Source organism: Stenotrophomonas sp. KH_036_B (genome assembly GCF_057839485.1).
On the sequence record NZ_CM174491.1, the window covers coordinates 561,992 to 575,662 of the forward strand.

Here is a 13,671-nt window from a genome sequence, read left to right on the forward strand (position 1 = left end):
CGGCTCACTTGACCTTGTAGCGGGTCAAAATGCCGCGAACGGCGTCCTCAATGCGCTTCCAGTCTTTCAGGAATACGCGTTTGTAACTCAGCGTGATGGAAAGGCTGTTCTCTACATCAACAAAGTAGTGCGTACACAGCGCTGAGACAGCGCCCTCCACCGGCGTCGCCTGTTCGCCTTCCAGTACAACACCATCTTCCCGATATGCCGCGTTGTCGCACCTGATGAATGTGGCTATGTCGCCATTCTCCGAGCGCGCGATGTACCAGTCAGGCTCGAACGAAAGGTTCCGCGGGAACGGGCGCCCTGTCTTCGCTTCCTGCGCGTGCGCGTATGCCACGCGCAGTTCCTCATCGATTGCATAAGGCGTGAGTCCCATGCGTTCGGGCTGCGCCACCCTGAGATCCAGTCGAGCAGAGGGATCCTGACGCTCAAGCGAACCTTCGGTGGTGTGACCGTTGTTGGTCACGCGCCTGGCCATGGCCCCCTCGATCGGAAGCCGGTCGATGTAGTCAACAGAAATCGCGATCTCGCGGAAGAAGTCATTGGTTCTCGGTGCAGCTCGAGCCCCAGGCGCCGTGGGCGTCATGCCCGGCCATTCCAGCTTAAGGTCCATGCCCTCGTCGAAGGGGCCAATCTGGCTGTCGAAGTAGTTCGCCGGAATCCGGAAGGTATTCGGCCCCAGCTTCACCTCTACTGGTGCATTGGTGTAGGTATGCCCATTGATGGTACGACCGGTTTCAGTTGCTTCCGACATGTTCGATTTCCCTTCCTGTTCCGTAGGCGGCGTCCGTGCACATGCGCTGGCGCTCAGGGCGACGGCGAGTGCAACTGTCAGGCACCGGCCGGATGACAACACGCTCATGGGCCATTCCATTGCATTGATTGGGGTCAACTATAGGCAAAGTCTTGGCAACGGGACAGGAACCGGGTCACTGCGGCCAGCGGGCGGCCACACCGAGCGCGTCCGCCGGGTAAGGCCCACGCGGCGAGGCGTGACGCATCCAGCCCGTATGCGGAAGTGCCCGTGATAATCTGGAGCCCAAGCGGTTCGGCAGGCACAGCAAACCGATACGAGTCTCGGGAGGACTTTGGAACGTGAAGGAACACAACGGAGCTGACACCGCCGATCTGGCGCTCTACCAGCAGATTCGCCGCGAAGTGGTCGCGCTCGACAAAGCCCACGGCCGCACCTACGACAAGACCAGCGAGCGCCTCACCGGCAGCCTGTTGGCACTGGCCAAGGACTATGGCCTGAAGCGCGTGGACCACGTAGTGCTGAGCGACCCCACCGCAGACCAGCCCGGCGCGCACAACGTATTCGTGGTGCAGGGCGAGCTGGACAACCCCGGCCACCTGCGCGCCGGCATGCGCACCGTGCTTGCGGTGCAGCCCCGCCCTGAAGAATTGCTGGAGCAGCTCGACGCAGCCGCGCAGGCACCCAGCAGCGACACAGAATAGACCGCTATGGCTTGTCTACGCACCTCCCAGCCTCCTCAGTTCGTTTCATAGCTCATGCGAGACCACATGGAATCTGGACAGAACTTTGATGACATCAGCCAGGCAAGGCGGGTCGACGCGGTACGGTTCGCTGCGGCGTCACTAGCGTTAGAGGGCCTCGCTGTCAGCAACGAGGCCGAAGAGCTGGCGCGCATGTTTGCGATCGGTGCAATCAGTCTGGAAGAGCTGGTCGCTACAGAGCGAGTTTGACTGTCCGATCATAGCCGCGCTCTGCCGCCCGGCCCTTGGCTCCTGCTCCTGCTGGCGGCTCAGCTGTTCAACGCCAGCCCCGCCGGCGGCCACAACGGATCGGCCCGATCCAGATCGTAGTCATTGCCAAACGCCAACGCCGCCTCACGCGGCTCCAGGTCGTAGTAGCTCACCAGCAGCTGCTCATCCATGCCGGCGTCGCTGTGGTTGATGGCAAACAGGCCAAGCATGGCCTGGTCGAACTCTTCCAGCCATTCAGTGTCGATCTTGTTCATGTGGATCCTCCGAAGCGGAGGGCAGGATCGCGCAGAGGCGTCTCACAGCATGGGACGCAGGCGTACCAAGGCCTCAGATCGCGGGAAACCTCTCGTTTCACCGCCCTCCATAGCTGTGGCCGATCTCGCGAACCCGCTCCTGTTAACATGTCAGGGCCAGCCAGCCTTCCCACGTCGTTCGACTGTGTGGTTGGCCGCCTTCCAGCGGCCACGCGAGCCAGGATCCTTTCCTATGCCTCTCACAAGGACGCTCGCATGCACCCTCGTTCCCTGTTCCGTTCGGCCGCCCTGGCGCTGGCCGTCAGCCTGACCCTCGGCGCCCCGTCCGCCTTCGCCGCCGACAAGGCCGGCACCACCGCAGCCGCCACGGCCGTCCAACGCACCGCCGTTGCGCAGGGCCTGTATGAGCTGGCCTTCAGCCCCACCCAGAACGCGCTGTTCGTGGCCTCATCGGGCGGCTTCGGCGACGCGGCCGGCCCGGCCCAGGTGCTGCGCCTCAATCCCGATTCGCTGGCCGTTGAAGCCAAGATCCCGCTGGAGCGCAAGGCGTTCGGCGTGGTGCTCGACGACGCCCACAACCGCCTGTATGTGGGCAACACCGTGGACACCTCGGTGACCGTGGTCGACACCGCCTCCAACAAGGCCGTGGGCATCGTGCAGCTGATGGAAAAGAAGGTGGGCAAGGACGGCAAGGCCGGCTACACCCACGACCTGCGCGAGCTGGTGGTCGATTCCCCGAACAACCGCCTGTACGTCACCGGTCACTCCGGCGAAGGTAGCGTGCTGTTCGTGGTGGACACGCAGTCGCTCAAACTCATCAACACCATTCCGGGCCTGGGCAACGCCAAGGCACCGGGCCTCACGCTGGATGCGGCCAACAAGCGCGTGCTCACCTCCAACCTGCTGGGCGAAGTGGTCACCGTTGGCACCGAGAGCGGCAAGGTGGAGCAGCGCTTCAAGGTCAGCGCCGAGCAGCCGATGAACCTGGCACTGGACCCGAGCGGCAAGCGCCTGTTCGTGACCGACCAGGGCCTGGAAATGATCCGCAAGTACCAGGGCAACAGCATTCCGGGCTTCGCCTCCAAGCACCCGGGCCAGCGCGTGCTGGTGCTGGACCCCACCACCGGCAAGGAACTGGCCAGCATCGCCACGGATGCCGGCCCGCTGGGACTGCTGCTGGACGCACCGCGCAAGCGCCTGTACGTGACCAACCGCGAGGCGGGCACGGTGACTGCGTATGACAGTGAGAGCTACAAGAAGGTGGGCAGCTATGATGTGCCGACCCACCCGAACAGCCTGGCGCTGGATGCGAAGAAGAACGTCCTGTACGTGACCATCAAGAATGGTGACAAGGACGAAAAGGGTAGTGAGGAGTCTGTGGCGCGGATTGCGCTGTAAGGAATCCGGTAGTGCCCAGTCGCATGAGCGGCTGGGTACTGCTCTCGCTACGGAGCAGAAAACGCGGCCTGTATGCGCTGCAGCATTCCTTCCAGCGTCATGGAGCGCCCAAAGCGGGAGATGTCGGGCTTTTCGATGCGTGCCTCGTCAGTGAATCGCGCGATGTCACTGGCGATGCGCAAGCTGACCTCAAATCGACTCTCAGGCGTTAGCACCTGAGCAAGTGACAGAACATCCATGAGGTGCTTTCGGATGTGCTTGCTGTCAATTTCCGCACCCATTGCCTTGCGTTCCCGCATCTCAAGCCACGCAAGTGCCTTCAGCGCGATCAGGCAACCCTCGCCGATGTACGGCATGCCCATCAGGTCACGGCGCGCGGCGAGGATGAACGCGTAGTAGTCGGCATCCAGGAGGATGGCGGAGAGGCTCTCAACATCCTCACCAACCGGGATGGGTGTGAGGTGGGCGCCAGGGGCGATAGGTGTGCGCAGTGCGGGCTCTCGACTGAAGAGCTCCAGCATTGCTGGGAATTCAGGATCGGCCGGCTTCTGGAAACGGTAGAAGTTGCGTTGCTCATCCTGGCTGACTTGCCTTAGCACGTACCCGCCTTCTTCCACGAACTGCCAGAACAGGGACACGAAGGAAGCATCAATTGCTTCAACCACCAACACGATGTCCAGATCTTTGGTGGCACGTGGACTGAGGTCAGCCTCGGTCAACACGGCGTGGAGCGCACAGCCACCAATGAGAATGTACTTTTCCTTGTGGTTCGCGAACCTGTCGCGGAAAAGCGTTAGTCCTTTAACTTCTGCCACGTGGTGTTCTCCAGCGCTTCAAGCGTGATCTGCACGCGCTCATCCGTTTCGTTCTGCAGGCTGAGGATCAGCGACAGCGGATCCACCGTGGCCTCGTCGTCCAGAAGCCACGGGTGATAGCTCCAGATCTGTAGCATGAAGGTGTTGGTATCCGCCTCAGGACTGATGGTGAATTCGGACTGCCTTGTGCGCCAATCGTTTGGTCCAATTGCAAAGACACTTTCCGATGGATGGGTCAGAAGAGTGAGTTCGGCTAGCGCGGTCTCGCCCGCCAGTTTCAGCCGGTCCTTGGGACCGATGACATGCAGCGACTTGGTAACGGGGGTGCGCATGAGCGGCCTGGCCCGTTCCCAGATTTCCTGACGGGTATCAGCCAGAGTGAGCGTGGATTTGGAGCCGATCCGATTGACAGTGGCCAGGCCTGCAGCCTCCAGTTCGCGATTGGCACGGCTCGCGGTCATCGGCGAATACCCCAGGCTTCGCGCAACGGCCAACGTCGGCATCGCGCCGTTGCTCTTGAGCAGCAGTGTCAGAAGCACTGCTTGTGTGGCAGGGAGGAGTGCCAGGACTTCAGTGAGTGGGGCGGAGGAGCTGGTGTTCTCGCGCAGGTCCATGGCGAGGCTGGGGGCGAACAGCTGGCTCCCGGGCACGACAAACTCCACGCGTTCTGCAAGCAGCCGCTTACGCTCGTATGCGCTCAAGTGGGGCGCCACGTACAGCACCCTGCAACCTGCAATGTTCTGCAGCCGGTGCAGCATTTTGCGCAGCGTCTGCTGAGACGTAGTCTCTTTGGTCGCAGCCAGGATCACCGGGTGCCCGTGCAACTTCAGCTCGGCAAGCTCGAAGGCATCGCGCAGTAAGTAAGGCAGCGCAGTGGACTGCCACGGTGCGGCGGATGAAACAATCCCAGGAAGCAGGCCTGCGAGGTAGTGCTGTGCGCTTGGCAGCAATGAAGCCATGAGCGTGTGCCTAATACCATGAAAATGCACTGTAACACCGTTTAGTGTTACAGTGCAAAGTGGTGCTATAGGCCAATAAAGTTCTTTTTAATCAATTGGATGCCGAAGTTTGGGCCAGGGCATTAGGTCGGGTCAGGCATTCACATCCACCACCAACCGCCCACGCACCTTGCCTTCCAGGAATGCCGGGAACACTTCCAGCACGTCCTTCAGGCCAATCACTTCGACGGTGCTCGCCAGCTTGCCCAGATCCAGATCGGTCGCAAGCCGCTTCCACGCTTCAATGCGCACGCTGCGGGGCGCCTGCACGGAATCGATACCTGCCAGCGTCACGTTGCGCAGGATGAAAGGCAGTACCGAGGTGGTCAGGTCATCGCCCTGTGCAAGCCCGGCGGCGGCCACCACGCCTCGATACTTCGTCTGCGCCAGTGCATTGGCCAGCGTGTGGCTGCCGGCCACATCCACCACGCCCGCCCAGCGCTCGGCGTCGAGCCCGCGGGTGCGGGGCGCGGCCAGCGTGGTGCGGTCGATGAGTTCTGCGGCGCCCAGATCCTTCAGATACTGCGCGTGTTCCGGCCTTCCGGTCGACGCCACCACGCGGTAGCCCAGCTTGGACAGAATCGCCACCGCGATGGAGCCCACGCCGCCGTTCGCGCCGGTCACCAGGATGTCGCCGTGCTCGGGCTTCACGCCACCGTGTTCGAGCGCCAGCACGCACAGCATGGCGGTATAACCGGCAGTGCCGATGGCCATGGCGTCTTTGCTGCTGATGCTGTCGGGCAGCTTCACCAGCCACCCGCCGGGAACGCGCGCGCGCTGGGCCAGGCCGCCGTGGTGGGTCTGGCTGAGGCCGTAGCCGTTGAGCACCACGCGGTCGCCGGTGCGGAACTCGGCATGGCTGGATTCCACCACGGTGCCAGCCAAGTCGATGCCGGGAATCATCGGGAAGTTGCGGATGATCGGCGAGCGGTTGGTCATCGCCAGCGAGTCTTTGTAGTTCAGGGTGGAGTAGTCCACCTGCACCACTACATCGCCGTCGTGCAGATCGGCGTCGTCAAAGCTCACGAGCTTGGTGGAGACCTGGCCGTCTTCTTTGCTGGCCAGCAGGGCATTGAATTTCATGGCGTTGATCACCTCGGGGAACATGAGCTGCATGCTATGGTCGTGCCGTGGTTGCCAAAAGAACTATGCTTTTCCATAGGTACTATGGTTTTCAGGAGTATCCCGTAATGGCTCGGCGCGTATATGGCAAAACCGGCTGCAGTGTGGAGGCTACGCTTTCGGTCATGGGTGGCACGTGGAAGCCGGTGATCCTGTTCTACCTGGTGTCCGGCACCAAGCGCTTCATGGAGCTGACCCGGCTGATCCCCAATGCCACGCAATCGATGTTGACCAGCCAGCTCCGCGAGCTGGAGGCCGACGGCGTGGTGGTGCGGCACGTGTACCCCGAGGTCCCGCCGAAGGTGGAGTACCGGCTTTCGGAGCTTGGGCAGACGCTGGTGCCCGTGTTGCTGGCGATGCGTGATTGGGGGAGTGCCTACAAGCGGAAGAACCGGGAGCAGGCAGAGGCGGGTTGAGGAATTCCAACGTCGGGAACATGTGCCACCAACAAGGAGTGCGTCTTGCTCAACATCCATTCAATGCGTGCAGCGGCGGTTGTGGCAATGTTGCTGCTGCCCGCGCTTGCAAACGCAGACACAACCTACCCGCCGTCGCTGGACCTGTGGTACGACCTCGTGCAGCCTGGCTGGCGCGCTCCACGCCTTCCGCTCGAACCAGGCAGTGTTGTAGTTGAAACTGAGGCGCGTTGGACGCACCCGCCATGTAATCTCGCGCGGTCGGATACGGCCTGGGGCGTGCCGACCGCTGAAAGCACTTCTGACGAGGGAACGCCTGACGCCCTCGACGACCTATGGGACGTCGTGTTGTGCGAGACGGGCCCCGCTGAGTCTGGCAATGGTGAAGCGGAGACACCTGCCTAGCCGGCGCGCAGGTAGGACTTTTCCTATTTGTCGAAGGTGCAGGTTCCGCCACACTACGCACGCGCTACGATCGCCCGTATCAGGAACAGACGTGACCATGATGCAGAAGGCCTATAGATCAATTGTGTTGGGTGCTGCGTGCGTGATCGCGATAGCGGCCCTGGCCGGGTGCAGTCGCGGAGCAGAGACCGCGCAACCCAGCTTGGAGGTCAACAAGGAGAGCGCTCAGATGCGGACTGTAGTTCCTCTTACTCGACCGATTGCGTTGGACAAGGCGGGCGAGGTGATCAACCTTGAGTTTGAAGTCCCGCCGCCCGGGCCAAATGCGGTGCCCCACCTCATGCTGGGTTTGCGACTGACCAGGCCGGACGCAGCGTCTGGAACTGCGCTTTCCATGAGGTTGGTCGAAGCAAAAATGGCGGCCAACGTACGACTGCTCCGCATCGAAGAAGGCGCCGTCACAATGGTGCCTCTGATGAGGAATACGCCAGACCTGCGTGATCGAGTCACGGTTCCTGTAGACGGTAGCGTGCCAGGTCTAACCACGACCAGCGTTGATACATCGTTACTAGAAGATGCCGGACTTCTCGACGCCACTCTGTTCTATGACGTCCTTCAACTCGCATCTGCAGAGAATATCCAGCCAGGGCACTACCGCTTGAGCATTGAAGTTTCGGCGGATCACCCCGAGTTCCAGGGCGACAAAGCTGAGTTGCTTGTTGCTTACTTCAAAAAGGCGAAATGATTCATGGGCAAGGACGCACCCTATACCGTCACCGTTTACGTAGCTGCCCCCGGCACACCGCTAGCCCGGGGTGGTACATCGGCCGCAGGCCATATGTACTTGTCGGTCGAGCATGGGATCTTCTCGCAGAGCCTCGGGTTCGCGCCAATCAAACATGGCGCTACGAGCGGGCCGGGAGCTGTAACGGGCCTGGACGAGGCAGACTACATAAAGCCCTTCTATGCACGGAAGATGGAGATCACGAAGGATCAGTTCGATCGGATCATTGAATTTGGAAAAGACCCTGCCAAGCATGGATTCAACATGCAATACGGTGGCTTCAACAACAGCTGCATCGACTTCACTTGGGGTGCGCTGAACCATGCCGGGTTGCACCGTCAGTCCAAGTCGGGTCAGGATAAAGACTACGAGGGTGCTGTAAGACCTCTGGAAAACAAGCAGGAAATCAAGAAGATTCCCGCTCCAGTTCCCGGGAGCAAGCTGAACACCGAACACGAAAACCCGATGCCCAAGCAAACAAACTTTCAGAAGTGGATCTCTGAAAACGGACCGTACGAAGGTGTGGAAGGCGACCCGATGATGGCCCAGATTCGCGGCAAGGTCGCAGAACTGGACGCCGCCAATGGGCGCACGTTTGACCCAACCAGCGAACGCGTCAGCGCCAGCCTGTTCGTGCTGGCCAAGGAAAACGGCCTGTCGCGCGTTGACCACGTGATGCTCAGCGAGCGCACCGCGCAATCGCCCGCCGCCGAAAACATCTTCGTGGTGCAGGGCGAGCGCGGCGACCCGGGGCATCTGCGCGCGACGATGGCAACTGCCCAGGCCGCGCAGACGCCAGTTGAGGTATCGATGGAACGCGGTGAGCAGCTGACGAACAACAGCCAGCTGGCGCAGCAGCAGAACGACCAGGTGCAATCGCAGGAGCGTGAGGCAACCGCCCGCCGAATGGGGTGACGCCCAGCGGCGTCACCCTGCGCTTTCAGCGGTCACGTCCGCTTCCGCACATACCGCGCCCGCCCTTCCCCATGCACCACACTCAGCGCATTCACCTGCCCGCGCCCATCCCGATGGAATTCGATCTGCAGCCCATCGATATCCGGTGACACGAACCGGTTCGGCGTGAGCGGCAGCACCTGCCCGTCGCGCGGTGTGCCCGCTACGCCAACACGCACTTCGCCATTGGCGACCTTCACCTGCAGCGTCGGAATGTCGAAGATGTCGGCCAGTGCGCGGCGCTGGTCCATGGGGATGGCGTCATCCCGTTCGAAGACACCCGCGTAGTCGGCATAGCGGGCGTCACGCAGGTCCAGCGCCACCGTGCGCACGGGCGGGTTCACGCCACGGCCGATGGCATCGGAGAGCGCATTGCGGATCTCGGCGGCGAGCTCGGCACCGTTCTCACCGTTGGTGAGGATCACGAAGCCATCGCCGGTGTCCAGGTAGCCTTCGATCCACGCGCGGTAGCTGTCGTTGGAGCCGCCGTGGTGGAAGATGCGGGTCTGCCCGGTACCGTCCAGGCGCGGGCCGAGCCCGTGCCAGCTGGGGGAGACCTCGGTCATCATGTCGGTGGCGATGGCACGCGGCAGGAAGCTGCCCTGGCCGCGATAGCTGGCGGTGAGCGCGGCCACGAACGCGGCCAGGTCGTTGGCGCTGGTCCACAGGCCGGAGGCACCCTGTTCGGGGAACGACTGCCAGCCGCGCGGCAGGGCAGTGAGCGCACCGTCGCCGTCGTGCGCCTTGGCGATGTTGTCGGTGCCCGGCTGCGGGTCGCTGTAGCGGCTGCGCTGCATGCCCAAGGGGACGAACACCTGCGTGCGTGCGATGGCGTCCAGCGGCTGGCCGGTCGCATCTTCCAGCACCTGCTGTTCCACCATGACGCCGCCGCCGGAATAGTCACCGCGCTGGCCCGGGGTGTGGTTCAACCGGATGGGCTTGTTCTTGGCCGGTGCAATGCCATCCAGCGTCTGCACCAGGGTGGGCAGCGGCTCGCCGGGCAGGTAATCGGCGAAGCCATGCACGCCCAGCCCGCTGGTGTGCGACATGAGCATGCGCAGGGTGAGCTGCGGGGCGGGCACGGTTGGGGTGGCCGGTACCTTCCAGCTGCGCAGGTAGCCGTTGATGTCCTGGTCCAGTGCGAGTGTGCCGTCGGCCACCAGGCGCAGGGTGGTGGCGGCGGTGACCACTTTGCTCACCGAGCCCACCGAGAACAGGGTGTCTGCATTCACGGCATCGTGGGTGCCCGCCTGGCGGGTGCCGTAGCCGGCGCTGTGCACCAGCGTGCCGTTGCGCAACACGGCGATGGCCACACCCGGCACGTGGTGCTGGGCCATGCGCTGCTGCAGCGACCAGTGCGGTAGCGCGACATTCGGCGGCAGCACGGTGGGGCGCAGGCCGTTGGCGAGCGCGGCCTGGATGGCGGTGTCTTCGCGGTCGGCAGCGTAGGCCGATGCGGTGAGCAGCAACGCCAGCGCGGTGCACAGGGTGCGGACGACCGCTGCCGCGGGGCGGGAGGTGGGGGCGTGGTCCATGCGGGGCCTCTCAGGGTTTGGGCAGGGCGAAGCGGAGACGTGCGGGTGCACGCCGTGGGGAAGGCGGGGTGGGCCTGCGGATCGGCAGGCAGCAGTGGGCCGTGGGTGACCGTTGCCGGTCACCGGGTGGGGGCTGCGGGTGGGGCGCTACGCGCCTTGGGGGTTAACGCCGGCCGGCGATGGCGCCGCGCTGCACGAGGGTCTCGCGCACGCGCGGGTTGCGCGCCTGGTTGAGTGGCGAGCGCCACTGGCCGGCGTCGGCCACCACGCCCAGGTTGACGTCGGCACCGTGGTCGATGAGGAAGGTCACGGTGGCCACGTCGCCGGAGCGGGCGGCGTTGATCAGCGGCGTTTCATCGAAGGGCACGATGCGGTTGACGTCGGCGCCGGCGGCCACCAGCCGCTCCACCACCGGGAGGTGACCGTGGCGGGCGGCGGCGATAAGCGGGTTGCCGTCGCCGGTGGCCTGCAGGTCGGGCTGCGCGCCAAGGGTGAGCAGGGCATCCACGGTAGCGAGCTGGCCGTTGCGTGCGGCGCTGATCAATGCGGTGCCATCGCCGCGCACGGCGCTGTCCACGGCGACACCGGCCTGCACCAGCTGCTGCACTTCGGCCACGTCGCCTGCGGCGGCGGCATCGAGCAGGCGCTCTGCCTGCGGCGACACCGTGCGCGCAGCTTCTTCATCCACGATGCGTACGGGAGCAGTGCCCAGGCGCGGGGTGGCGGCGACGGTGACGCTGACATGCGCAACCAGTGCCAGCCCGCACAGCGCGCTCCAGGCGATGCGGGTGGTCCAGGCGGTGGTGCGGGTGTCGAGGCTCAGCAGGCTGTCGATGCGCTGGGACAGACCATTGCGGCTGCCGGACATGGCCACCGCCAACGGTGCACCGCGTGGCGGGGTGTTGATCAGCCCGGCGATGCCGGTGAGCAGGGAATCTGCATAGCTGCGGCCGCTGTCGCCCTGTGCGGCGGCGCGGGCATCGCAGGCGATCTCGCGGGCAAGGTCGAGGCGCTTGCCGAGCAGGCGCAGGAACGGGCTCCACCAGTAAACGGCCAGCACCGCGCGCTGTGCCGCCGCCATCCACAGGTCGTTGCGGCGGATGTGGGCGGCTTCGTGCAGCAGCAGGTCGCGCAGGGCGGCCGGTGCCAGCGTGGTGGCCAGGTGCGACGGGACGAGGATGCGCGGGGCGAGCAGGCCGACCACCATGGGGCCGGAGGCGGTGTCGGACAGTGCCACCGTGCTGCCGTAGGGCAGCTCGCGGCCCAGCAGGGCGTGCAAGGCCGGTGCGGGGCGGGACGTGCGGTGCAGGGTGTTGGCCTGCCACGCGCCACGGAGCAGTTGCAGGAGGGCGAACACGGTGCCGAGCAGCCAGACCAGGGCGGCGCCTTGTTGCAGCAGCGAGGTTGAGGTTGGGGTTGCGGAGGGCTGGCCAACGGCCGGCGCAACCGGAGGCGCGGCTTGCGATGACTGTAGGGTGGTGGGCGCCGTTTGCGCAGGCAGTGCGACGGTGGGGGCCACCGTGTTGTGCGGTGGTGCGGGGAGCAGCACCAGCAGCGGGGAAACGGCGGCGAGCGCGAAGGCGCCGCACAGCAGCCAGGAGCGTACTTCGGCACTCAGCCGGGCGCGCGCTACCAGCAGTGCGGCAAGTGCGAACAACAGGGCGCTGTGCCACAGGTGCTGCAGCGCGAAGGTGGCCAGCAGTTCGGTCCCGTGCACGCTCATTTGGGCTTCCTCGAGGGGGCGGCATCCTCCACGCGCTTCTGCAGGGCCTGCAGTTCGTCGGCGTCGATGGCGTGTTCGTCGATGAGGTGCTGGGCCAGCACGTTGGGGGAATCGTTGAAGAACGACTTGAGCAGGTTTTCCAGCGCCTGCTTGCGCGCTTCGCCACGGCTGATGGCGGCGCTGTAGATGAAGGCGCGGCCCTCGCTGCGATGGGTCACCAGGCCCTTCTTGTCGAGCACTTTGAACATGGTGAGCACGGTGGTGTAGGCCACCGGTTTCTTCCTGGACAGCTCGTCGGCCACCTCGCGCACGGAGGCCTCCTTCTTCTTCCACAGCACTTCGAGGATGCGGCGCTCGGAATCGGTGAGAGTGGGCGAGGGCGGGCGGGCCATGGGCTGTCTACTGGTTCGTTAGTTGATGATCGCATCCTGCGCCCGCCGGGTTCAGGGTGTCAACTATGTAATTAGTAATGGGCCGTCGGTGGCAGGCCGGGTTGCGCGGCCGCACGGGTTTGGTGTGCACGTGACGTCATCGCAGGGGCGGATATTTTCACGGGTGCGGTGCAGCGGCTTGTCTATGGTCAACGCTCCTTTTTGCACACTCGAGGTTGTCCCATGACTGCACCCCGCGTTCGCCTGCATGTTGAAGACACTGGCGGCACCGGCCGCCCCGTGGTGCTCATCCATGGTTGGCCGCTGTCCGCCGAATCGTGGAAGGCGCAGGTACCGGTGCTGAAGGCCGCGGGCTACCGCGTGGTGTCCTACGACCGCCGCGGCTTCGGCCGTTCGGACAAGCCAGCCGACGGTTACGAATACGACACGCTGGCCAACGATCTGGCCGGTGTGCTGGAAGATCTGGACCTGCGTGATGCGACGCTGGTGGGCTTCTCGATGGGCGGCGGCGAAGTGGCGCGCTACATCGCCAACCATGGCGAGCAGCGCCTGCGCAGCGTGGTCTTTGCCGCTGCGGTGCCGCCGTACCTGCTTAAGACGGCTGACAATCCCGACGGCCCGCTCACCGAGGAAAAGGCCGAGCAGATGCGCCTGGGCCTGCAGAATCATCGCGACACGTTCTTCGATGGTTTCACCACGGATTTCTTCAGTGCCAAGGGAGAACTGAAGGTCAGCGAGAAGCAGCGCCAGGAAGCGATCGCGCTGTGCGAGCAGTCCGACCAGACGGCTGCGCTGGGCTGCATGAAGGCGTTCGGGACCACTGACTTCCGCGAGGATCTGAAGAAGGTGACGGTGCCGACGCTGGTACTGCACGGTGACAGTGATGGCACGGTACCGTTCGAGGGCTCCGGCAAGCGCACGCATGCCGCCATTGCCGGCAGCGAGGTGGTGGTGCTGGAGGATGCGCCGCATGGGTGCAATGCCAGCCACCCCGAGCAGTTCAATGCGGCGTTGGTGGCGTTTCTGGCAAAGTAGGCGGGCGCCTTCTCCGTCGGCCACGCATGGCGTGGCTCTACCGCCACGTATCACGTGGCGTCACGGCTACGTGGGGCGTGGCGCCGCGCAATTGGAACGATGAGAGCTT

15 protein-coding genes are annotated in these 13,671 nt (G+C 64.1%); 7 read left to right on the forward strand and 8 right to left on the reverse strand.

Features of this window, described 5'->3' with window-relative positions; all coding sequences use genetic code 11:
* Positions 1-4 precede the first annotated feature (4 nt).
* Complete coding sequence (locus AC3ITN_RS02485) at positions 5-865, reverse strand: Smlt3025 familytype IV secretion system inhibitor (RefSeq protein WP_313347919.1); 861 nt, start codon at positions 863-865, stop codon at positions 5-7.
* Between the two features lie 233 nt (positions 866-1,098).
* Between AC3ITN_RS02485 and AC3ITN_RS02490 the strand changes: the two genes are divergently transcribed.
* Together AC3ITN_RS02490 and AC3ITN_RS02495 are read left to right on the forward strand one after the other, a co-directional pair.
* Positions 1,099-1,461: an XVIPCD domain-containing protein gene (locus AC3ITN_RS02490; RefSeq protein WP_489391969.1), complete on the forward strand. Its 363-nt coding sequence runs from the start codon at positions 1,099-1,101 to the stop codon at positions 1,459-1,461.
* Between the two features lie 66 nt (positions 1,462-1,527).
* Positions 1,528-1,710: an antitoxin VbhA family protein gene (locus AC3ITN_RS02495; protein WP_313347921.1), complete on the forward strand. Its 183-nt coding sequence runs from the start codon at positions 1,528-1,530 to the stop codon at positions 1,708-1,710.
* Positions 1,711-1,769: 59 nt separating this feature from the next.
* Here the strand turns inward: AC3ITN_RS02495 and AC3ITN_RS02500 are convergent, their stop codons facing one another.
* Positions 1,770-1,985, reverse strand: coding sequence for a hypothetical protein (locus AC3ITN_RS02500; protein WP_313347922.1), 216 nt, complete (start codon positions 1,983-1,985; stop codon positions 1,770-1,772).
* 255 nt (positions 1,986-2,240) lie between these two features.
* On the opposite strand from AC3ITN_RS02500, the gene AC3ITN_RS02505 reads away from it, so the two are divergent.
* On the forward strand, positions 2,241-3,383 hold the full coding sequence (locus AC3ITN_RS02505) for a YncE family protein (RefSeq protein ID WP_489391970.1): 1,143 nt from the start codon (positions 2,241-2,243) through the stop codon (positions 3,381-3,383).
* A 47-nt stretch (positions 3,384-3,430) separates the two neighbouring features.
* Here the strand turns inward: AC3ITN_RS02505 and AC3ITN_RS02510 are convergent, their stop codons facing one another.
* From AC3ITN_RS02510 to acuI, 3 genes are all read right to left on the reverse strand, one after another.
* Positions 3,431-4,198, reverse strand: a complete 768-nt coding sequence (locus AC3ITN_RS02510) for a hypothetical protein (RefSeq protein ID WP_489391971.1) — start codon at positions 4,196-4,198, stop codon at positions 3,431-3,433.
* Positions 4,177-5,157 (reverse strand): hypothetical protein, encoded by a 981-nt coding sequence (locus AC3ITN_RS02515; RefSeq protein WP_489391972.1) that lies wholly within the window; start codon positions 5,155-5,157, stop codon positions 4,177-4,179. Before AC3ITN_RS02515 ends, AC3ITN_RS02510 begins: the two co-directional genes overlap by 22 nt.
* 132 nt (positions 5,158-5,289) lie before the next feature.
* Positions 5,290-6,279, reverse strand: coding sequence for an acrylyl-CoA reductase (NADPH) (gene acuI, locus AC3ITN_RS02520; RefSeq protein WP_489392862.1), 990 nt, complete (start codon positions 6,277-6,279; stop codon positions 5,290-5,292).
* Between the two features lie 107 nt (positions 6,280-6,386).
* Between acuI and AC3ITN_RS02525 the strand changes: the two genes are divergently transcribed.
* The 3 genes from AC3ITN_RS02525 to AC3ITN_RS02535 all read left to right on the forward strand — a co-directional run bounded on the left by AC3ITN_RS02525 (position 6,387) and on the right by AC3ITN_RS02535 (position 8,838).
* On the forward strand, positions 6,387-6,734 hold the full coding sequence (locus AC3ITN_RS02525) for a winged helix-turn-helix transcriptional regulator (protein WP_489391973.1): 348 nt from the start codon (positions 6,387-6,389) through the stop codon (positions 6,732-6,734).
* A gap of 496 nt (positions 6,735-7,230) precedes the next feature.
* Positions 7,231-7,884, forward strand: a complete 654-nt coding sequence (locus AC3ITN_RS02530; protein WP_489391974.1) for a hypothetical protein — start codon at positions 7,231-7,233, stop codon at positions 7,882-7,884.
* Positions 7,885-7,887: 3 nt separating this feature from the next.
* Positions 7,888-8,838 carry an XVIPCD domain-containing protein gene (locus tag AC3ITN_RS02535; protein WP_489391975.1) on the forward strand — a complete coding sequence of 317 codons (951 nt, stop codon included), beginning with the start codon at positions 7,888-7,890 and terminating at the stop codon, positions 8,836-8,838.
* 32 nt (positions 8,839-8,870) lie between these two features.
* Here the strand turns inward: AC3ITN_RS02535 and AC3ITN_RS02540 are convergent, their stop codons facing one another.
* From AC3ITN_RS02540 to AC3ITN_RS02550, 3 genes are all read right to left on the reverse strand, one after another.
* Positions 8,871-10,412: a serine hydrolase domain-containing protein gene (locus AC3ITN_RS02540; RefSeq protein WP_489391976.1), complete on the reverse strand. Its 1,542-nt coding sequence runs from the start codon at positions 10,410-10,412 to the stop codon at positions 8,871-8,873.
* A 163-nt stretch (positions 10,413-10,575) separates the two neighbouring features.
* The gene (locus AC3ITN_RS02545; protein WP_489391977.1) at positions 10,576-12,135 is read right to left on the reverse strand and encodes a M56 family metallopeptidase; all 1,560 of its coding nucleotides are present in this window, start codon (positions 12,133-12,135) and stop codon (positions 10,576-10,578) included.
* On the reverse strand, positions 12,132-12,527 hold the full coding sequence (locus AC3ITN_RS02550) for a BlaI/MecI/CopY family transcriptional regulator (protein ID WP_313347933.1): 396 nt from the start codon (positions 12,525-12,527) through the stop codon (positions 12,132-12,134). Before AC3ITN_RS02550 ends, AC3ITN_RS02545 begins: the two co-directional genes overlap by 4 nt.
* 222 nt (positions 12,528-12,749) lie before the next feature.
* Here AC3ITN_RS02550 and AC3ITN_RS02555 point away from each other — a divergent pair, with 222 nt between their 5' ends.
* Positions 12,750-13,562, forward strand: coding sequence for an alpha/beta fold hydrolase (locus AC3ITN_RS02555; protein ID WP_489391978.1), 813 nt, complete (start codon positions 12,750-12,752; stop codon positions 13,560-13,562).
* Positions 13,563-13,671: the final 109 nt, after the last annotated feature.

Bases quoted from the DNA above. Each gene is read 5' to 3' on its own strand.
- AC3ITN_RS02505 (WP_489391970.1), top strand. From the start codon at position 2,241: ATGCACCCTCGTTCCCTGTTCCGTTCGGCCGCCCTGGCGCTGGCCGTC.
- AC3ITN_RS02485 (WP_313347919.1), bottom strand. From the start codon at position 865: ATGAGCGTGTTGTCATCCGGCCGGTGCCTGACAGTTGCACTCGCCGTC.
- AC3ITN_RS02525 (WP_489391973.1), top strand. From the start codon at position 6,387: ATGGCTCGGCGCGTATATGGCAAAACCGGCTGCAGTGTGGAGGCTACG.
- AC3ITN_RS02540 (WP_489391976.1), bottom strand. From the start codon at position 10,412: ATGGACCACGCCCCCACCTCCCGCCCCGCGGCAGCGGTCGTCCGCACC.
- AC3ITN_RS02500 (WP_313347922.1), bottom strand. From the start codon at position 1,985: ATGAACAAGATCGACACTGAATGGCTGGAAGAGTTCGACCAGGCCATG.
- AC3ITN_RS02495 (WP_313347921.1), top strand. From the start codon at position 1,528: ATGGAATCTGGACAGAACTTTGATGACATCAGCCAGGCAAGGCGGGTC.
- AC3ITN_RS02555 (WP_489391978.1), top strand. From the start codon at position 12,750: ATGACTGCACCCCGCGTTCGCCTGCATGTTGAAGACACTGGCGGCACC.
- AC3ITN_RS02535 (WP_489391975.1), top strand. From the start codon at position 7,888: ATGGGCAAGGACGCACCCTATACCGTCACCGTTTACGTAGCTGCCCCC.
- acuI (WP_489392862.1), bottom strand. From the start codon at position 6,279: ATGAAATTCAATGCCCTGCTGGCCAGCAAAGAAGACGGCCAGGTCTCC.
- AC3ITN_RS02550 (WP_313347933.1), bottom strand. From the start codon at position 12,527: ATGGCCCGCCCGCCCTCGCCCACTCTCACCGATTCCGAGCGCCGCATC.
- AC3ITN_RS02515 (WP_489391972.1), bottom strand. From the start codon at position 5,157: ATGGCTTCATTGCTGCCAAGCGCACAGCACTACCTCGCAGGCCTGCTT.
- AC3ITN_RS02545 (WP_489391977.1), bottom strand. From the start codon at position 12,135: ATGAGCGTGCACGGGACCGAACTGCTGGCCACCTTCGCGCTGCAGCAC.